Origin of the sequence: Amycolatopsis palatopharyngis, from assembly GCF_003385185.1 — a bacterium.
GTDB classification, from domain to species: domain Bacteria; phylum Actinomycetota; class Actinomycetes; order Mycobacteriales; family Pseudonocardiaceae; genus Amycolatopsis; species Amycolatopsis palatopharyngis.
This window is the reverse complement of sequence record NZ_PQHZ01000021.1, coordinates 1-17494: the sequence shown is the minus strand read 5'-3', so window position 1 is coordinate 17494 and position 17494 is coordinate 1. Positions and strand designations below refer to the sequence as shown.

Annotated in this window: 20 protein-coding genes; 8 read left to right on the top strand and 12 right to left on the bottom strand. The window is 67.0% G+C overall.

What is annotated here, in order from left to right:
* Positions 1 to 7 precede the first annotated feature (7 nt).
* Positions 8 to 1300, bottom strand: coding sequence for an isocitrate lyase (gene aceA / locus D0C15_RS17380; protein WP_116046550.1), 1293 nt, complete (start codon positions 1298 to 1300; stop codon positions 8 to 10).
* 214 nt (positions 1301 to 1514) lie between these two features.
* Between aceA and D0C15_RS17375 the strand changes: the two genes are divergently transcribed.
* Positions 1515 to 2942, top strand: coding sequence for a short-chain fatty acyl-CoA regulator family protein (locus D0C15_RS17375; protein ID WP_116046548.1), 1428 nt, complete (start codon positions 1515 to 1517; stop codon positions 2940 to 2942).
* Positions 2943 to 3152: 210 nt separating this feature from the next.
* Here the strand turns inward: D0C15_RS17375 and D0C15_RS17370 are convergent, their stop codons facing one another.
* The gene (locus D0C15_RS17370) at positions 3153 to 4445 is read right to left on the bottom strand and encodes a M14 family zinc carboxypeptidase (RefSeq protein ID WP_116046736.1); all 1293 of its coding nucleotides are present in this window, start codon (positions 4443 to 4445) and stop codon (positions 3153 to 3155) included.
* A 185-nt stretch (positions 4446 to 4630) separates the two neighbouring features.
* Positions 4631 to 5389 carry an acyltransferase gene (locus D0C15_RS17365; RefSeq protein ID WP_116046545.1) on the bottom strand — a complete coding sequence of 253 codons (759 nt, stop codon included), beginning with the start codon at positions 5387 to 5389 and terminating at the stop codon, positions 4631 to 4633.
* 50 nt (positions 5390 to 5439) lie between these two features.
* On the opposite strand from D0C15_RS17365, the gene D0C15_RS17360 reads away from it, so the two are divergent.
* A complete protein-coding gene (locus D0C15_RS17360; protein WP_116046543.1) occupies positions 5440 to 6429 on the top strand; it encodes a nucleoside hydrolase in 990 nt (329 codons plus the stop codon).
* Between the two features lie 33 nt (positions 6430 to 6462).
* Positions 6463 to 7653 (top strand): C40 family peptidase, encoded by a 1191-nt coding sequence (locus D0C15_RS17355; RefSeq protein WP_245975910.1) that lies wholly within the window; start codon positions 6463 to 6465, stop codon positions 7651 to 7653.
* A gap of 68 nt (positions 7654 to 7721) precedes the next feature.
* Here D0C15_RS17355 and D0C15_RS17350 read toward each other — a convergent pair whose 3' ends face one another.
* Entirely contained in the window at positions 7722 to 8405 is a 684-nt protein-coding gene (locus D0C15_RS17350; protein WP_116046541.1) for a flavin reductase family protein, read from the bottom strand.
* A gap of 140 nt (positions 8406 to 8545) precedes the next feature.
* On the opposite strand from D0C15_RS17350, the gene D0C15_RS17345 reads away from it, so the two are divergent.
* Positions 8546 to 9037 (top strand): pyridoxamine 5'-phosphate oxidase family protein, encoded by a 492-nt coding sequence (locus D0C15_RS17345; protein ID WP_116046538.1) that lies wholly within the window; start codon positions 8546 to 8548, stop codon positions 9035 to 9037.
* Between the two features lie 30 nt (positions 9038 to 9067).
* On the opposite strand, the gene D0C15_RS17340 is transcribed toward D0C15_RS17345, so the two are convergent.
* From D0C15_RS17340 to D0C15_RS34150, 4 genes are all read right to left on the bottom strand, one after another.
* Positions 9068 to 9691, bottom strand: a complete 624-nt coding sequence (locus tag D0C15_RS17340) for a GyrI-like domain-containing protein (RefSeq protein ID WP_116046536.1) — start codon at positions 9689 to 9691, stop codon at positions 9068 to 9070.
* 134 nt (positions 9692 to 9825) lie between these two features.
* Entirely contained in the window at positions 9826 to 11091 is a 1266-nt protein-coding gene (thrS, locus tag D0C15_RS17335) for a threonine--tRNA ligase (protein WP_116046534.1), read from the bottom strand.
* A 151-nt stretch (positions 11092 to 11242) separates the two neighbouring features.
* The gene (locus tag D0C15_RS17330) at positions 11243 to 11881 is read right to left on the bottom strand and encodes a maleylpyruvate isomerase N-terminal domain-containing protein (RefSeq protein ID WP_116046532.1); all 639 of its coding nucleotides are present in this window, start codon (positions 11879 to 11881) and stop codon (positions 11243 to 11245) included.
* Positions 11882 to 11914: 33 nt separating this feature from the next.
* On the bottom strand, positions 11915 to 12082 hold the full coding sequence (locus D0C15_RS34150) for a hypothetical protein (RefSeq protein ID WP_162830111.1): 168 nt from the start codon (positions 12080 to 12082) through the stop codon (positions 11915 to 11917).
* 41 nt (positions 12083 to 12123) lie between these two features.
* Between D0C15_RS34150 and D0C15_RS17325 the strand changes: the two genes are divergently transcribed.
* Both D0C15_RS17325 and D0C15_RS17320 read left to right on the top strand, forming a co-directional pair.
* Positions 12124 to 12870, top strand: a complete 747-nt coding sequence (locus D0C15_RS17325) for a class I SAM-dependent methyltransferase (RefSeq protein ID WP_245975909.1) — start codon at positions 12124 to 12126, stop codon at positions 12868 to 12870.
* Positions 12871 to 12942: 72 nt separating this feature from the next.
* A complete protein-coding gene (locus D0C15_RS17320) occupies positions 12943 to 13452 on the top strand; it encodes a DnaJ family domain-containing protein (protein ID WP_116046528.1) in 510 nt (169 codons plus the stop codon).
* A 4-nt stretch (positions 13453 to 13456) separates the two neighbouring features.
* Here D0C15_RS17320 and D0C15_RS17315 read toward each other — a convergent pair whose 3' ends face one another.
* The 3 genes from D0C15_RS17315 to D0C15_RS17305 are packed head-to-tail and all read right to left on the bottom strand — an operon-like array spanning position 13457 to position 15066.
* Complete coding sequence (locus D0C15_RS17315) at positions 13457 to 13867, bottom strand: YkvA family protein (RefSeq protein WP_116046526.1); 411 nt, start codon at positions 13865 to 13867, stop codon at positions 13457 to 13459.
* 55 nt (positions 13868 to 13922) lie between these two features.
* Positions 13923 to 14582 (bottom strand): MOSC domain-containing protein, encoded by a 660-nt coding sequence (locus D0C15_RS17310; protein ID WP_211323236.1) that lies wholly within the window; start codon positions 14580 to 14582, stop codon positions 13923 to 13925.
* A 28-nt stretch (positions 14583 to 14610) separates the two neighbouring features.
* Entirely contained in the window at positions 14611 to 15066 is a 456-nt protein-coding gene (locus tag D0C15_RS17305; RefSeq protein ID WP_116046524.1) for a nuclear transport factor 2 family protein, read from the bottom strand.
* A 99-nt stretch (positions 15067 to 15165) separates the two neighbouring features.
* On the opposite strand from D0C15_RS17305, the gene D0C15_RS17300 reads away from it, so the two are divergent.
* Both D0C15_RS17300 and D0C15_RS17295 read left to right on the top strand, forming a co-directional pair.
* Positions 15166 to 15798 (top strand): CGNR zinc finger domain-containing protein, encoded by a 633-nt coding sequence (locus D0C15_RS17300; protein WP_116046728.1) that lies wholly within the window; start codon positions 15166 to 15168, stop codon positions 15796 to 15798.
* A gap of 106 nt (positions 15799 to 15904) precedes the next feature.
* Complete coding sequence (locus D0C15_RS17295) at positions 15905 to 16357, top strand: MarR family winged helix-turn-helix transcriptional regulator (RefSeq protein ID WP_116046521.1); 453 nt, start codon at positions 15905 to 15907, stop codon at positions 16355 to 16357.
* Positions 16358 to 16387: 30 nt separating this feature from the next.
* Here the strand turns inward: D0C15_RS17295 and D0C15_RS17290 are convergent, their stop codons facing one another.
* Positions 16388 to 17149, bottom strand: a complete 762-nt coding sequence (locus D0C15_RS17290; RefSeq protein WP_116046726.1) for an alpha/beta fold hydrolase — start codon at positions 17147 to 17149, stop codon at positions 16388 to 16390.
* Between the last annotated feature and the right edge of the window lie 345 nt (positions 17150 to 17494).

Genomic DNA, 17494 nt, shown 5'->3' with positions numbered 1-17494 from the left:
GGGAGGGTCAGAACTGGGCTTCCTCGGTGGAGCCCTTGAGCGCGGTGGTCGAGCTCTCCGGGTTCAGCGCGGTGCTGACCTGGTCGAACCAGCCGGTGCCGACCTCACGCTGGTGCTTCGTGGCGGTGTAGCCGCGGTCCTCGGCAGCGAACTCGCGCTCCTGCAGGTCGACGTAGGCGGTCATGCCCTCACGGGCGTAGCCGTGCGCCAGGTCGAACATCGAGTAGTTGAGCGAGTGGAAGCCGGCGAGGGTGATGAACTGGAACTTGTAGCCCATGTGGCCGAGCTCGCGCTGGAACTTCGCGATCGTCGCGTCGTCCAGGTGCTTACGCCAGTTGAACGAGGGCGAGCAGTTGTAGGCCAGCATCTGGTTCGGGTACTTCGCCTTGATGGCCTCGGCGAACTTCCTGGCCACCTCGAGGTCGGGCTCGGAGGTCTCCATCCAGAGCAGGTCGGCGTACTCGGCATAGGCGAGACCGCGCTCGATGCACGGCTCGATGCCGTTGCGCACCTCGTAGAAGCCTTCGGCAGTGCGGCCGCCGGTGAGGAACTTCTGGTCGCGCTCGTCGACGTCACTGGTGAGCAGCGTCGCGGCCTGTGCGTCGGTGCGGGCGATGATCAGCGAAGGGACACCGGCGACGTCGGCCGCGAGACGGGCCGCGTTCAGGGTGCGCTCGTGCTGCTTGGTCGGGATCAGCACCTTGCCACCGAGGTGGCCACACTTCTTCTCGGACGCGAGCTGGTCCTCCCAGTGCACACCCGCCGCACCGGCGGCGATCATGCCCTTCATCAGCTCGAACGCGTTGAGCGGACCACCGAAGCCAGCCTCGGCGTCGGCGACGATCGGGGCGTACCAGTCGATGTCGGTGTTGCCCTCGGCCCAGTTGATCTGGTCCGCACGGCCGAGCGCGTTGTTGATGCGACGCACGACCGCGGGAACCGAGTTGGCCGGGTAGAGGCTCTGGTCCGGGTAGGTCTGACCGGAGAGGTTGGCGTCGGCCGCGACCTGCCAGCCGGACAGGTAGATCGCCTTCAGGCCGGCGCGCACCTGCTGCACGGCCTGGTTACCGGTGAGCGCGCCGAGGGAGTTGACGTAGTCCTCGGTGTGCAGCAGGTTCCACAGCTTCTCGGCGCCGCGACGGGCCAGGGTGTTCTCCTCGACCACGCTGCCACGCAGCTTGACCACGTCGGCCGCCGAGTAGGACCGCTTGACGCCCTCCCAGCGGGGGTCGGTCTCCCACTGCTTGGCAAGCTCTGCTGCCGCTTGCTCCAGGTTGGCCTTCGGGGTTGACGCTGCCATTGGTTCTCCAAGATTGCGAACTTTGCGATCACTCGCCTTCTGGTGACAACCATTGCATGCGCTGGGAAAACATAGCCAGAGAGCCAATTTGCCAATTTATGCGAAGATTCCGTAACATCCTGCAAAGTTTGCGAATCAGGATGTTCGCAGAACCGGTCAAACTGCGGAGCTTGATCGGTACGGACAGGAAAAGTTCCGGAAACAGGCGGTCACAATGGACAAGACGTTCGCCGGCGCGCGGCTTCGGCACCTACGCGAGAACCGGTCGATGAGCCAGGCAGACCTGGCTCGTGTGCTCGAGATCTCACCCAGTTACCTCAATCAGATCGAGCACAACTCCCGTCCCCTGACCGTCCCGGTGCTGCTGCGAATCACCGAGGCGTTCGGGGTGGACACCGAGTTCTTCGCCAACAACGACACCGCGCGCCTCGTCGCCGACGTCCGCGAGGCGCTGCTCGACGAGTCGGTCGGGGTCGACGTCTCCACCAGCGAGATCAACGATCTGGCCACCAACCTGCCGACGATGGCGCAGGCCCTGGTCACGCTGCATCGGCGTTATCGCAGCGCGGTGGAGAGCACGGCCGCGCTGGTCACCGAGAACGGCACCGGTCTGCACGGCAGCGCCGCCGCTCCCCTGCCGCACGAGGAGGTCCGGGACTTCTTCTACGAGCGGGAGAACTATGTCGCCGAACTCGATGAGCGGGCCGAGCGCATGGCGGCCACCCTGGACCTGCGCCGCGGCGAGGTACGTCGGCGACTGCGGGAGAAGCTCGAGGAGACCTACGGCGTCACCGTCACCAGCGGCGGCATCGACGAGGCGGCGGGCCAGCAGCACCGGTACGAGCCGGGGGCCAGGGTGCTGCGACTGGCGCCGAGTCTGCGGATCGGGCAGCAGGCGTTCCGGATGGCCTCGCAGATCGCGCTGCTGGAGTACGACGACCTGATCACCGAACTCGCCGACTCCTGGGCATTCTCCGGCCCCGCCGCACGCTCACTGGCCAGGGTGGGGCTGGCCAACTACTTCGCGGGCGCGCTGATTCTGCCCTACGGCACCTTCCACGCCCGTGCCGAGGAGTTCCGCTACGACATCGAGCGGCTGTGCGACCACTTCGGCGTGGGGTTCGAAACGGTGTGCCACCGACTGTCGACCCTGCAACGCCCGAAGCTGCGCGGCGTGCCGTTCTCCTTCGTCCGGGTGGACCGGGCGGGCAACATGTCGAAGCGACAGTCTGCGGCCGGTTTCCACTTCTCCAGGGTCGGCGGCTCCTGTCCGCTGTGGAACATCTACGAGGCCTTCACGTCGCCGGGCAAGATCCTCACCCAGGTGGCGAGCATGCCCGACGGCAAGAGCTACTTCTGGATCGCGCGAACCGTCTCGCGCAACATCGGCGGCTACGGCAGTCCTGGCAAGATGTTCACCGTCGGCCTCGGTTGCGAGCTGCGGCACGCGCGCAGGCTGGTGTACTCGACCGGGCTCGATCTCGACGACACCGACGCAGCCACTCCGATCGGGATGGGGTGCAAGGTGTGCGATCGGCCCGCCTGTTCGCAGCGCGCGTTCCCGACCATCGGCAAGCAGCTCACCGTGGACGAGAACACCAGTACCTTCGTCCCCTACCCCGCCGTGCCCAAGAGTTCCTGAACCCGGCAGGAGGAGGAGCAGCCGGCATCCGCTGAGCCTCACCCCCGCCCCGTCCCCGTCCTCGCACTTTCCCGGGAAAGTGCGAGGACGGAAACTCTCGTCCCAGGTCACGGGCTTGCCCTCGCGCACTTTCCCGGGAAAGTGCGATTCGGGGGCAGGGGCCGGCCGACCGGCGCTACCACCGGCAGCAGCCCGGACGAGGGTCGCCGTTCAGTCCTCCAGTACCTGAACGCGCTCTTCGGACCTGGACCGCGCGTCGGCGCTGCCGATGTTCGGCCCGCGTGGCGGGATGGCGTCGTAGGCAGCGGGGTCGAGTTGCTCGACCCGGCCACTGGCCACCGCGGACAGCATGCCGTCCAGTCCGATGTAGACCGAGCGGGTCAGTACGGCACGGTACTTCTGGCCGAGTGTCTGGGTCTGCCCGCGCACCTCGAACAGCACGGTCCCGCTGCCGTTCAACGCGAACGAGCCGAGCCCAGTGCCGGGCAGGTTGATGTCCTGCGGGTACAGGGTCACATTGCCGAACAGCGGCCGGTTGTTCGCCGCACCCTGCAGTGCGTTGTAGACCGCGACGTTGAGCCGCTTCGAGTAGTCCAGGTCGTAGTCGTCGGCGTACTTCTCGTACCCGGGCGTGCCCGCGGGGTCGTCGACGAACTTGCCGGAGATCGAAAGTGTCACGAACTCCTCCGGATCGTCCGGCATCACGTAGCAGGCGCCCTGGTGGTGCAGATCGACATAGGTGTCCACCTCGCCGAACTCGGTGGCCAGCCCGCGGTACACATCGCGCACGACCTTCGACTCCGGCGTGATGTACCAGCCCGTTTCGGCGGAGCTGCCGGGGAAGTCCTCGGCCTTCGGGACGTAGGACAGGTCGGGGTTGTAGTCGCGGTTGGTGTCGAAGCCGGGGCGCTGCGAGTAGTCGTCCCCCTGCAGAGACCGGGTGTAGTAGTTCCAGGCGGGCTCACTGCCGCGCAGTTGCGGGTAGCGGGCGACGACCTCCTGCCAGGACATGTCGTTGCCCCTGCGATCGAGTTCGGCGCCGTCCGGGTTCATCTTCGGGATCGCGACGATCGTCAGATTCTCCCGCCACCGCTTGGCCTTCGGCGACTCACTCGTCCCGACCCAGTGCAGCAGGTCCAGGATCGCGTCGGTGCCGGTCTTCTCGTTGCCGTGGATCTCGCTGGTCAGCAGCACGGCCTTGGGACCGGTGCCGACCCGTGCGGACCAGATCTCGCGGCCACGGTTGCTACGCCCAGCCTGCTCCACGTCCACGCGACCGTCACTGATCCGCTCGATCCGGTCGAGCTCGATACCGAGTTCACCGTGGTCGGTGAACTGGTGGATCGGCAGGTCACGCGGTGCCTCGCTGCACTGCTGCCCGGCGGAGACGAACGCTTCGTCCTGGGGCTGGGCCCGGTCGAGCCGGCTGGAATAGGCGGGGGCGTCCGTGAGTCCGGACGGTGTTTCGCCCGCGGCGGGCGTGCCGGTGACGAGCAGGGCCATGGCGGCCGCACCGGCGACTCCGGCGAGCAATGGACGTCTGTGGTTGAACACCAGCGATTCCTCCAACGCAGGGAGAACCCCAGCCCCCAGGGCCCGGGGTTGCGGACGGAAGCGACGAGAACACCGGTGTGAAAGTTAGTTATACCAACGAACGGCTATCCGCGAAAAGCCCCATACGGAGGTACTCAGTCGCGCTCGCCGAGCGTCTTCTGGAGGGCCTTGTTCGCCTTGCGGGCCATGTCCTTGACGGCCTCACGGCGTTCGGCATCCGCGTCGTAGTCGGCCTTGCGGTCCCGCACCACCCGGGCCGGTGAGCCCACGGCGATCGCGTAGTCCGGGATGTCGCCGCGCACCACGGCGTGCGCGCCCAGCACGCAGCCACGACCCACCCGGGTGCCACGCAGCACGGATACCTTCGTGCCGATCCAGGTGTCCGGTCCGATCCGCACCGGTGACTTCACGATTCCCTGGTCCTTGATCGGCAGGTTGATATCGGCGATGACATGGTCGAAGTCGCAGACATACACCCAGTCCGCGACGAGGGTCGCGGCGCCGAGTTCGATGTCCAGGTAGCCGTTGATCACGTTCTGCCTGCCGAAGACCGCCTTGTCCCCGATGCGCAGCGAACCCTCGTGGCAGCGGATGGCGTTGCCGTCGCCGATGTGCACCCACCTGCCGATCTCCATGCGCCCGTACCCCGGCCTGCAGTGGATCTCCACGTCCTTGCCGAGGAAGACCATCCCCCGCAGGATGACGTGTGGGTTCGCGACGCGGAACTTCAGCAGCCGGTAGTACCGGACCAGGTACCAGGGCGTGAAGGCCCGGTTTCGCAACACCCAGCGCAGCGAGTCGAAGGTGAGGAACCGCGCCTGTTGCGGATCGCGGCGAGCCCGGCGCCAGCCCTGGACCCGGGACAGTACGGGTGAACCCCACATGGACGTCATGCCCGTGACCGTAACCTGTGCTGGCAGCGGTCACGAGACGAGGGAGCGGCATGGGGACCAGGCTCATCATCGACACCGACCCGGGCGTGGACGACGCATTCGCGATCGCGCTCGCCGCACTCAGTGAGGACGTGGAGCTGCTCGGAGTCACCACCGTCTTCGGCAACGTCCCACTCTCGGCGACGACCCGCAACGCCCGGCGGTTGCTGTCACTGTGCGGCCGCTCCGACGTACCGGTGGCGGCCGGGGCGCAGCGCCCGCTCGTGTACCCCCAGCCGCACCGCGCGCACTACGCACACGGCGTGGACGGTCTGTCCGGCCGGTCTCACGTGCTGCCGGAACCGGAGCGGGAACTCGAGCAGGCGGGAGCGGTGGAGCTGCTGGTCTCGTTGCTCGACGCGGCGGACGGGCCGGTGACGATCGCACCGATCGGCCCACTCACCAATATCGCCGCGCTGCTCGCCGCACACCCCGGCGTGCGGGAGAAGATCGACCGAGTGGTGATCATGGGTGGTGCGCTGGGCCACGGGAACACAACCGCGGCGGCCGAGTTCAACATCTGGAGCGACCCGGAGGCAGCGCGCCGCGTGCTGACCGGAGGCGAGGTTCCGTGTGTCCTCGTGCCGATGGACCTCACTTACCGCTGCGCCGTGGACGCCGAATGGCTGGCCAAACTGAACGGCTCAGGGCAGATCGGGGCGGCCTTGCACGCGCTGACCCCGGACTACCGGGAGCACTACAACCGGGCCCTCGGCTGGGACGGCATCGTCATGCACGACGCCGTCGCCGTCGCGGAGGCGATCAAACCGGGCATCCTGCACACCGAGACCTTCCCGATCGACGTCGACTGCACGCTGGGTCCATCCCGAGGGGCCACCGTGGTGGACCGGCGCCGTGCGGAACTTCGCGATGACACCGACGACACCGATGTGCATTCCGATACGGGCGAGCTCGGGCGGGTCCGGGTCGCCACCGACACGGACCTCGACGGACTGCGCGGATTCGTCCTCGACCGGCTCGCCACAGTGACCGGCCGGTGATGCGGTGTGAGCTCTTCGCCATATCCTGATTCCGTGCCTTCTGACGAAACGCCCGACACCGGCGATGGCGGTCAGCCCCAGCCCCCGGCCCCCGGTGGGTCCCGTAAGCGCAGGCTGATCATCGCGCTGGGCGCGGTCGTTCTCGTCCTCGCCGCGTTCGTCGTAACCCAGCGCCTCACGCCGGACGCAGAGGCACCCGCACCCGCCGCGGCCACAGCGCCGATCCCGTCGAGCACCACCGCGCCCCCGTCCGCACCGGTGGCCGTCACTCCGAAGACGCAGGCGAAGGAGCCCGCGGACAGCGGGCCCCGGTTCCAGGAATGGGTGGACGAGGTGGCCGAATGGCTCGACATCCCGCAACAGGCGATGCACGCCTACGCGGGTGCGACGGTCGCGCTCGCGGAGGAACAGCCCGAGTGTCACCTGTCCTGGGTGACACTCGCCGGGATCGGCAAGATCACCACCGATCACGGCAGGGTCGACGGTGGTTCGGTCGCGAAGGACGGCACGATGAGCGCACCGATCGGCACCGTCGCGGTGCAGGACTTCTCCGACGCCACGATTTCCAATCCCGGCGCGGCGGGACCGCTGCAACTGTCCCCCTCGGTGTGGCAGCGGTGGAAGCACAGCGCCACCAAGGGCGCCGAGCCGAACCTGCAGGACATCGACGACGCCGCGCTGACGGCGGGGCACGCACTCTGCGCCGATGGTCGCGATCTGGAGGACGGCGACAGCTGGCTCGCGGCCGTGTCCTCGCTGCAGGACGCGCCGCTGTTCCTGCACCGCGTGCTGGCAACCGCCAATGTGTACGGAACGGTGGGCCAGAATCCTGCCCCGCCGAACCCGGCCGCGTTGAAGGCCGTGAGCTTCTCGATCGAGAAGATCGGGCTGCCCTACATCTGGGGCGGGAACGGCAAGGAGCAGGGCGACCTCGGCTTCGACTGCTCCGGGCTCACCACCGCGGCCTATGCCAGCGCCGGAATCGAACTGCTGCGCACGGCGCACTGGCAGTACGGCAGCGTGCCGCTTATCCCGGCAGAGGCCGAGCCACAACTCGGGGATCTGATCTTCTACGGCGATCCGAACACGAAGATCCACCATGTCGGCATCTACATCGGTAACCAGCAGATGGTCGACGCACCGACCTTCGGCCAGGCCGTGCAGGTGCACTCCTACCGCAAGCCCGGCGACGACTACGCGGGCGCCGGCAGGCCGACGGCCTAGTGCGCGTCCCGTCGAAGCCACTGTGTGGCGGGCGTGTGCCCCTCGCACTTTCCCGGGAAAGTGCGAGTTCAGGCGCAGCGTGAGCGTTCGATGTCGGGGCCGCGATAGAGGTGTTCGGGGATTCGCGCGAGGGTGGACGGATGCACCTGGGGTCCGAGTCCGTAGAACTGCTGGAAGCTCATGATCAGCGGCCGCCACGCGTCCGGGTCGATGCGGTCACTCGTTCCCGGCAGCCGGATCTGTTCGTGCACGTGCACCCGTTGGATCCGGACTTCGAACGCCACGACGCCGCCTCGCTGCGCCTCGTCGTTCTCCGCCACCAGATGCTCTGCCTCGACGACGGCTTCCATGACCACCGGGCACTCGGCGACTCGGGGCGGCGCCACAGTTTCGGACGGGGCCGGGGTGAGCCCGGCCAGGTCGAACTTGTCCGGCTCGAACCGGTAGCCACGGTCGATCTTGCGGGGCGGAACGGGATTCTCACCTGTGGTCAGCGCCAGCCGATCAACGGCGGGAGCGAGTGAGTCCGACGGCAGGTTCAGGACACACTCACCTGTCCGCCGCATGTTCTTCGCCGTCTTGGAACGGGTGCTCAGGCCGAGCATGGCGCGCCAGCCGAGCCAGAAGGCCGAGGACATCGGCGCAAGGTTGACCGAGCCGTCCTCGTTCTCGGTGGAGATCAGCACGACCGGCGTCCCGAAGTACAGGATGCCGGGTTCGATCCGGGTATGCGTCGAAGTCGTTGCCGTCATGCGGCCAGTCTGGCCGCGCGATGTGCCGGCGGGCTGGCGGCAATCGGACCTCTCGTTCGTGTACTGACAGGTGCGGCACGGCTCGAAGTTCCGCGAAACGATGACAGCGGCTGGCAGGGTATTGCCGCATTATCGTCTCCATGACCACTTGGAAAGAGTTCATCGAAGGCGCGCCACGGATAGCCGAGATCTTCACCCGCCGCCACGCCGCCGCGGGCAACCTGTGTCTACTGGCGACACTGCGATCGGACGGGGCCCCGAGGATCAGCCCGGTCGAACCGAGGGTCTTCGAGGATCGGTTGTGGATCGTTGGTATGCCGAACACCACGAAGTTCCGGGATCTCGCGAGGGACCCGCGTTTCTGCCTGCACACGGCGACCATCGACCCCGAGGTCAAGGACGGCGACGCGAAACTCTGGGGAGTGGTCCACGACGTGCGCGACACTGCGCTGCATCAGCGTTTCGCCACGGCACTGTTCGAAGAGACCGGCTTCGACCTGCGCGGCCAGGAGTTCGACACCTTCTACGAGGCGGACCTGTCCAGCGCCTCGGCCGTGCAGGTCGGCGGGGGGCAGATGGACGTCACGATCTGGAAACCGGGAGAAGGGGAGCGAGTCGTCCGCAAGCACTGATCTTCGAAAAGAACGTGGCAGCTGCACTTATCAGCTCTCGGCCGGTTGCACAGGCTGGCGAAGGACCGTTCTGAGCCGGTCAGGAGCCGTTCTGCGCGGATCGCTGAGGTAGACCTCGTGGTGCAGCCCGACCGGCTCGAGCCCGTTGGCGTCCAGATACTCGTTGTGGAGTTCGGCCAGCACGGGACCCTCGTCATCGTAGGAACCGACGTGCAACACCTGCGCGCAACAGCCTTCGCTCAGTACGAAACGCCGGACGTCGGCGAGGGCGGGAAGTTTCTTCTTCTGCTGCGCGGCCACTTTCGCCTCCTCGATCATGTTCGTGCTCACCCAGTGGGGCTGGCTTATCAGCATCGTCCAGTTCCAGGAATCCTTCTCGCGCGTTATGAACACCTCTGGGTTCTCCGCCCACCACAGCCCTTCCAGTGGACCGACGACGAAGTCCGCGCCCTCAGCGCGCTTACTGGTGAACTTGATGGAGTAGGCGACCGTGTAAAGGGCTTCGACGGCACTCGCGTAGTCAGCGGAGGTGTTGGGATCGCCGCTGCCCTCGATCGCGATGAACTGTTGCTCCGGCACGTCGACGAGCGCCCAGCCGGTGTTCTTCGGCGCGTAGAGATCCTTGAGCTCGCGCTTGATGTCGTAGGTCGTCATGGTGCTGCTTCCCCAGTGCTGGTGTTGCGGAATGAGGCGTGAAGTCTCGCTGGCCAGTCCTGTTCGGCGACGAGCAGAGGGCGTGGTCGAAGATCGCCCGGACGAAGCCCGGCGCGTCCGCAGGCCCACAGGCACTAGGGTAAATCGGGCCGCCATAGTTCGGCACTTCCAGCGGCGACCATCCCGCCAATCCGGCCCACGGCCTCCTCGACCGAAAGGCCCGCCAGGCGGCGCCCGTCCCGCAGGCGCAGGGCGACGCGCTCGTCTGCGGCTTCCCTGCCGCCGATGATCGCCTGGTACGGAACGAGCCTGACGTTCCTGATGCGAGTGCCGAGGGTGCCTTGTTCCGGTCCGGCGATCTTCGCGCGTAGCCCGCCATCGATACAGCGGTTCAGTAGTCCCCTTGCCGAGGGCAGTTCGGCGCCGGAGACGGGAAGTACCGCGACCTGAGTGGGCGCGAGCCAGGGAGGGAAAGCGCCGGCATGCTGCTCGACGAGATGCGCGAGCACCCTCTCGACACTGCCGATGACGCTGCGGTGGACCATGACCGGCCGGTGCTTCGCGCCGTCAGGTCCAATGTAGTGCAGACCGAACTGCTCGGGCAGGTGGAAGTCGACCTGAACGGTGGACAGAGTGGACTCCCTGCCCGCGCTGTCGGCGATCTGAACGTCGATCTTGGGACCGTAGAAGGCGGCCTCCCCTGCCACGGCTTCGTACGGCACACCGGAGCCTTCGAGAACGCCGGTCAACAGGGCCGCGGCCCGCTGCCACATCCCTCGGCCGGCGACGTACTTGCCGCCCGCACCCGGCAGCGAGAGCCGGTAGCGGACGGGGCGAATACCGAGCGCGTCGTATGCCTGGCTGATCAGGTCCAGCGCCGCCGCTGCCTCGTCGGCGGCCTGCTCGGGAGTGCAGAAGATGTGGGCGTCGTTGAGCTGGATCGCCCGCACCCGGGAGAGCCCACCGAGCACTCCGGAGAGTTCGGCGCGGTGCATACCGCCCAACTCCGCCATACGTAAGGGAAGTTCGCGGTAGCTGTGAGCCTGGGCGCGGTAGATCACCGCGTGGTGGGGGCACAGGCTCGGGCGGAGCACGTACTGCTCTCCCCCGAGCTCCATCGGAGGAAACATGCCCTCGCGGTAGTGAGACCAGTGCCCCGATATCTCGTACAGTTCCCGTTTGCCCAGCACCGGCGAGTACACGTGCTGGTATCCCGCGCGCCGTTCGACGCCCCGGATGTACTCCTCCAGGGTGTGCCGGACGATGGCACCGTCGGGTAGCCAGTACGGCAGTCCCGCTCCGATCAGCGGGTCGGTGCCGAACAGGCCCAGTTCGCGACCGAGCTTGCGATGATCGTGCATCGTGGTCTCCTCACGAGAATCAACGGCGAGTGACCACACGACTAAGCCCCGGGGCACTCGCCCCGGGGCTTTGGACTCAAGACAGCTGTCAGCGCGCCGGGACACTCTCCGGCGTCGTCGTCATTCCTGCGCGCTGCATACCGATCACATTAGCAGCTCGGCGCGGCAACTGACCTCGAATTCTCTCGGCTCAGAACGCCGTGATGGTGTCCGGGGCCCGCTCGGCGCGGCTGAGTCCACGCAGGACCGCGGTCTGCCCGTGCCTGCGGCTCGCCAGCCGGGACAGCAGGTCGACCACGGTCTCCACCGCATTCCGCGGAAGTACGGGTGTCTCGAGGCCGACACTGACCGCCAGGTCGTCGGAGTGCACCGCGAGTTCCATCATCCGCGTGATCAGCAGGTCGTCGAGCATCAGCGACCACGGTCCCCAGAACGGCAGGCGCACGGCCCTGTCCGGCTGCCTGGTCAACTTATCCGCCAACTCCTCGATCGCGGAATCGACTCGCAGCACCAACTTCGAATGGCCCTCGGTCGCAACCTGCTCGCCACCGTCGCGGATGCGCACGTTGACCTCGTCGTCCACTCCCGCATCGATCCATCGCACGTGTGCGTAGTGCTCCAGCAGGGGAACGGTCCGCTCCTGTGGCAGCGGCGCGTCCAGGATCCGCGGAACAGCCAGAATCTGGTAAGCCAGATGCCCTGCTAGGCCGCCGACGCTGAACTCCCGCAGGGCGCTCGGCTCACCCCAGGCCGCGGCGACCGCGGGTTCGCGCAACAGATCCGCGGCCGAGCGGGCGGTGTGCAGGAAGTCGTCTCTGGTACCGGTCATTCCAGCACCCTACCCGCGCTCGGCGATTCGTCGTCAGTCTCGATCCATTGTGGAATCGAGCCGGGCGGCCAGTTTCTCCATCAGTTCGAGCTGGTCGCGCAGCGCGGGAAACGTGCATTCGGCCGCCTCCGCCAGTACAGCGAGGATGCCGAGGCCGCTGGATGTGGGACGTCCGTGCGCAGAGTTGGTCGAGCCGGCCAAACTCGGCTGAGATCGCCAGCGGTCCCTGCCACACTGCCCCGGTGGGAACTCTCGCGTACTCCGATGAGCGTCTTGCCGAGTTGTACGACCTACTCAACCGCTGGGGGCCGAGTGACGACTTCTACCTCGACCTGGTGATGTCCGCCGGTTCCGTACTGGACGTCGGCTGCGGAACGGGCGTGTTGCTGCACAGGGCAAGGACCAGCCATCACACCGGTCGGCTGTCCGGATTGGACCCGGCAGCGGCCATGCTGGCCCAGGCACACAGGTATCCGGATATCGAATGGGCGCTCGGCGATCTCACCAACACCGCGTGGCGGCAGGAGTTCGACCTTGTCATCATGACCGGCCACGCGTTCCAGGAACTCCGCTCCGAAGAGCAGATCCGCACGTCGCTGGCCACTGTCCGGGAAGCCCTCACCGACGGCGGACGCTTCGCGTTCGAGACCCGAAATCCCGCGGCCCGCGCTTGGGAGCAATGGACCCCGGACAACGCGGTCGAGGTGATCGACGCGGCCGGCGACGTCGTGCGCGTGGAACACCGCGTGGAGACGCCGGTCGACGAGGACGTCGTCCATTTCACCGAGACGTTCACGAGCACGAGCTGGCACCGGCCCAAGGTGAGCCACAGCAGCCTGCGGTTCCTCGATCCGGGTTCGCTCTCGAACTACCTGGCCGATGCCGGACTTGTCGTCGAGGAGCAGTTCGGCGACTGGGCGCGCGATCCGTTGAGCGCTGCGAGCGCGGAGATCATCACCATCGCTCGACGTAGCCCAAAAGCCGGCTGAGTTCCGCGGACCCCGTATTGATACTGATGTATCATAAAGGCGGATCGCCGCTGCCGTACTCGGGGGAACGCCATGACCGAACGCAAGCCACCCGGTGTCGACTTCGAATCGTGGGTGGACAAGCAGATTCGCGAAGCCGGTGAGCGCGGCGAACTGGACAACCTTCCCGGCGCAGGCAAACCCCTGCCCGGATTGGACAAACCCACCGACGAACACTGGTGGATCAGGCAGAAGATGGAACGCGAGGGACTGTCGGCTGAAGCGCTGCTACCGACCCCGCTGCGACTGCGCAGGGAAGTCGAACGGTTACCCGAGGCGGTTCGCGGCCTGCCCACCGAGCAAGCCGTGCGCGCCGCCGCGGCCGAGCTCAACGATCAGATAGTGCGGTGGCTGCGAGCACCGTCGGGGCCACAGGTTCCGCTTGGTCCGGTCGACGTGGACGACGTGGTGCGGCAGTGGCGGGCGGACCGGGCCGAAACCATGGAGCAAGCGATCGGCACCGAGCGGGCCACGACGGACCAGTCGAGGCCGCGAACGTCGTGGTGGAACAGATTCTCCCGCCGCCACAAGAAATCCGGCTGAAGGCTCAATCGAGTCCGGTCAGCCTGCACAACGCGCTGAACCCGTCCTCGGTCCCAGGCCAGTGCGCACGCACCGCTTGGAGCCCAGCTTTGCGCACCACGCCGCGCAACACGGCGGTGACGACTATCGCGTCGTCGGCGTACCCGAGCAGGGGGATGAAATCGGGTACCAGGTCGATCGGCAGCGCGAGGTAGGTGAGCAGCAACCCCAGCCGCATCCGGACCCCGCGCGGCAGCGACCGATCCGACCACAGTGCGTGGATCAGCCGCACGACATCAGGCAACAGGCGCAATGCCTCCCGCAACAGACCGCCACGAGGCCGCATGATGACGAGCACCACGACCAGCGCGAGCCAGGCGAGCAGCAACGAGGCCAGGATCCCGATCAGCAGGCTCCACCACCACGAATCCGTCACCCGCTCGCACCGCCCTCCAAGACGTTTCCCCCATGACGCTACGTCTACTGATCGCTCAAGCGCTCCTTGGCTCTGCCTCCGTCGGAACGAGTGTCACCGGATCGTCCGGACGAATGATGCCAGGTTCGATGATCCAGCAGTTGAGGCAGAGTTCGTTGCCGAACAGGGCGCGAATGCGCCGGGACACCTCGAGGTCCTGTTCGCCGGAGTCGGGATCGATGGACGTGACAATGCACCGCTGCCGGACGGAGTGGATGCCGATGACCACGTCACCGACGGCCAGTGCCTGCCCCGGCCAGTCCCTTTCCGCTTCCGGCGGTACTCCCCCGACCAGGATGTTCGGCCGCAGTCGCCGGATGTCGCCACCGAAGCGGCGCACCGCGCCATCCGTGGCGACCAGCAGGTTGAGCACGTCGAAGCGCTCCGGCCCCGCATGCGCGACGAGATGTGCGTCATCTCCGGCTCGCGCACGCACGGTCGCCGCGGCGGCCGGGGTGTCCCATGGGTGACCATCCACCCATGGGACACCCTCCGGGCCGGTGCGAACAGGCACCGTGAGCAGGCCGCTGCGCGTGCGGCCGGTCAGCAACCCGCGTTTGCCACGGACGTGCACCACGCGGTCACCGGTGATGCCGTTGCGGGTGAGCTCGGCCTCCGCAAGCGGTTCGCCGCCCATCGACTTCACCGGATACCGCCACAGCCCCGAGATATGCATTTTTCTCCCTGGATCGTCAGTTGCCGGATCAGTGCAAGGGAATGACGTGCTCGCGTTCGTCATCGCCACGGGGCCCGAAGATGCGTCGCTGTTCGGCGGTGATCGGCACATCGTTGATACTGGCCTCGCGGCTGCGCATGTAGCCTTCGGCGTCGAACTCCCAGTTCTCATTGCCGTAGCTGCGCCACCACTGTCCCGTGTGGTCTCGCCACTCGTACTGGAACCGCACGGCGATGTGGTTCTCGGTGAAGGCCCACAGGCTCTTGCGCAGCGCATAGTCGAGCTCTCGCTGCCACTTCTTGGTCAGGAACGCCACGATCTCCTCGCGTCCGGTCACGAACTCCGACCGGTTTCGCCATTCGGAGTCGACCGTGTACGCCAGGGCCACACGCTGTGGGTCCCTGGAGTTCCAGGCGTCCTCGGCGGCCTGCACCTTCTGCCGTGCAGTGGTCTCGTCGAAGGGGGGAACGGGTGGGCGCGTCATCGGTACTCCTGCCGCACTTCTAACGGTTTACTCGGTTGAGTGACGTTAGAAGTCAAGCAGATACGTCTAACGGATGCAAGTGGCTGCTACCGTTAGATGATGAAGGATCGGCCGGCAACTCGTGACTCGGAAGCGCTGAGTGAACCGTTCGCGTTGCTGCTTCCGGAAGAGTCCGCTCCGGTGCGGCTGATGAGCACTATCTGGGCCGATCGCGGCGGCGTGCACGATTCACTGCGCACCGTCGGGGACCTGCGCGCCTGGCTGGCAGCCGTATGCGAACCGGACGCGGGCGACTCTGACAACTGGAGACTGGACCGTACGGACGTCGACCGGTTTCGGACCCTCCGGGACGCGTTGCGCCGCCTTGCCGCACTCCTGACCGAGGATTCCCGTTCCGGCGCGATATCCGCGACGACGGATCTCGAACGCGCGGTCGCCGACGTCAACCACATCGCCGCCGAGGCGGCCACGTGGCCGCAACTCTTCCTCGACGAAGGACAGCTGCGCCGTCGCCACACGAGTACGGCGGCCCCGGCCACGCGGCTGGCCGCCGCTGTCGCCGTCGAGGCTGTCGAACTCTTCACCGGCGAGGACCGCGTGCGGCTGCGTGCCTGCTACGCCCCTGGCTGCGTCCTGTACTTCGTCAAGGATCACCCGCGCAGAGAGTGGTGCTGCACAGCATGCGGCAACCGGGCCCGAGCTGCCCGGCACTACCAGCGCCATCGGGGCTGACCGGCGCGCCACTCGACGATTACTTGCAGACGCGCCCTAAACGCGTGAGCGTGTATAATGCGAGCGTGGCCATTGCGCAGTCCTGCGCCCACCCGAGGAGGTTCCGATGGGCATCGCCGATGACGCCGTGGAGATCCGGGCCCACGGCTGGCGAACCCTTGCCGCCCTTCACGGGCTCATCGAGACCACCCTCGAGCAGGCCCTGCGCGGGCACAAGCTGTCCGTCGTCGAGTTCACCGTGCTCGACGCACTGTCGCGGCAGGACGGGTGGCATATGCGGATGCAGCAGCTGGCCCGTGCCGCGGCATTGTCGGGTAGTGCGACCTCTCGGCTGGTGAATCGCCTCGAGGACCGCGACCTGCTGACCAGGGTGTTGTGCAAGGACGACCGGCGCGGGATCTACACCGAACTCACCGAACGCGGCTGGGCGTTGCTGCGCGAGGCTCGTCCCACCCATGACGTGGCGCTCGAAGGCGCCCTCGCCGAGGCGAAGCGGATCCCCGAACTGGCGTCGCTGGCCGAAACGCTGGACAGCGCGACGCCCACCGGCGGCGGCTGACAACGATCCCCTGCGGCCCGCGTCGCGTACTCACCGCTCGCGAAGGAACTCCATCAGCGCGGCAGTGAGTTCGGCAGGGGCGTCCTCCTGCACCAGATGTCCCGCACGGGGGATACGCCGCAGGCGGGCACCCGGGATCACGTCCGCGAGTTGCTCGCCCTTCGCGACGGGGATCCAGGTGTCGTCCTCGCCCCAGCACACGAGCACGGGAAGCGTGATGTCCGTGTACCGCGGTTCGACCTCGTCGGTGTATCGCTGGTCGGCCTGTGCGATCTGCCGATAGAACGCGGCCTGCCCCTCCCCTTCGAGCCAGGGAAGGACCAGCCGGTCGAGCGTGGCGGGGTGCAGTCCTGGCCCGCTGGCGGAACTCACGTACTCCCGGACCAGAGCGGCGTGCAGATGCTCGGGAAGCTGCCCGAACACCGCGGCGTTGTCCCGGACCAACCGGAAGAACGGCGATCCCCACGGGGCGAGCGCGACCGGGTCGACAAGGGCGAGCGCACGATAGGAAACCTGGTTGAGCAGATGAGTCCGCAACGCGACCGCCCCGCCGAAGTCGTGTGCGATGACGGTGGGTTCGACGAGCCCCCAATGTTCCAGCAGCGACGCGAAGATCCCCTGCTGGGCGGCGAGGGAGACATCCTGCCCCTCGCGCATCTCCGACTGACCGTAGCCGAGCATGTCCCAGACATGGACCTGGTGCGTATGCGCGAGCGCGGCGGCGATGTCCCGCCACACGACCGAGGAGAACGGCGTGCCGTGCAGCAGCACCACCGGATCACCCTCACCCATCCGCGCCCACCGGACGACACCGTCCGGCGTCTCGTACCGCTCGGGCAGTTCCCAGCTCCGCGAATCCCAGCTCAAGCTCACCGAGTCAAGTTACCACCAAACCCATCCAGCCGGTAACCCCCTTTGCGGCGACCACGCCCCACCGCCGTTGGCACCGTTTTGGAGCGTCTGCAAGTACCCCCAAGCAAGATCATCAGCGCAGTTTTCCGCCACCGAGCGCGACCTCCGCCACCCTCACTGGGACGGTTCCCCGCACGCAGGCGCGGACGCCGAGGGGGCACTTGGATACGGAAAACGGCGAAGTGGATCTTGCTTGGGCGTACTTGCAGACGTACCAAGCTGGGA

Coding starts and splice junctions, on each gene's coding strand:
- D0C15_RS17305 (WP_116046524.1), bottom strand. CDS start 15,066: ATGACGCGCCCACCCGTTCCCCCCTTCGACGAGACCACTGCACGGCAG.
- D0C15_RS17310 (WP_211323236.1), bottom strand. CDS start 14,582: ATGCATATCTCGGGGCTGTGGCGGTATCCGGTGAAGTCGATGGGCGGC.
- D0C15_RS17340 (WP_116046536.1), bottom strand. CDS start 9,691: ATGACGACCTACGACATCAAGCGCGAGCTCAAGGATCTCTACGCGCCG.
- D0C15_RS17300 (WP_116046728.1), top strand. CDS start 15,166: ATGAAGGATCGGCCGGCAACTCGTGACTCGGAAGCGCTGAGTGAACCG.
- D0C15_RS17345 (WP_116046538.1), top strand. CDS start 8,546: ATGACCACTTGGAAAGAGTTCATCGAAGGCGCGCCACGGATAGCCGAG.
- D0C15_RS17375 (WP_116046548.1), top strand. CDS start 1,515: ATGGACAAGACGTTCGCCGGCGCGCGGCTTCGGCACCTACGCGAGAAC.
- D0C15_RS17365 (WP_116046545.1), bottom strand. CDS start 5,389: ATGACGTCCATGTGGGGTTCACCCGTACTGTCCCGGGTCCAGGGCTGG.
- D0C15_RS17290 (WP_116046726.1), bottom strand. CDS start 17,149: ATGGGTGAGGGTGATCCGGTGGTGCTGCTGCACGGCACGCCGTTCTCC.
- D0C15_RS17370 (WP_116046736.1), bottom strand. CDS start 4,445: ATGGCCCTGCTCGTCACCGGCACGCCCGCCGCGGGCGAAACACCGTCC.
- D0C15_RS17295 (WP_116046521.1), top strand. CDS start 15,905: ATGGGCATCGCCGATGACGCCGTGGAGATCCGGGCCCACGGCTGGCGA.
- aceA (WP_116046550.1), bottom strand. CDS start 1,300: ATGGCAGCGTCAACCCCGAAGGCCAACCTGGAGCAAGCGGCAGCAGAG.
- D0C15_RS17360 (WP_116046543.1), top strand. CDS start 5,440: ATGGGGACCAGGCTCATCATCGACACCGACCCGGGCGTGGACGACGCA.
- D0C15_RS17330 (WP_116046532.1), bottom strand. CDS start 11,881: ATGACCGGTACCAGAGACGACTTCCTGCACACCGCCCGCTCGGCCGCG.
- D0C15_RS17320 (WP_116046528.1), top strand. CDS start 12,943: ATGACCGAACGCAAGCCACCCGGTGTCGACTTCGAATCGTGGGTGGAC.
- D0C15_RS17350 (WP_116046541.1), bottom strand. CDS start 8,405: ATGACGGCAACGACTTCGACGCATACCCGGATCGAACCCGGCATCCTG.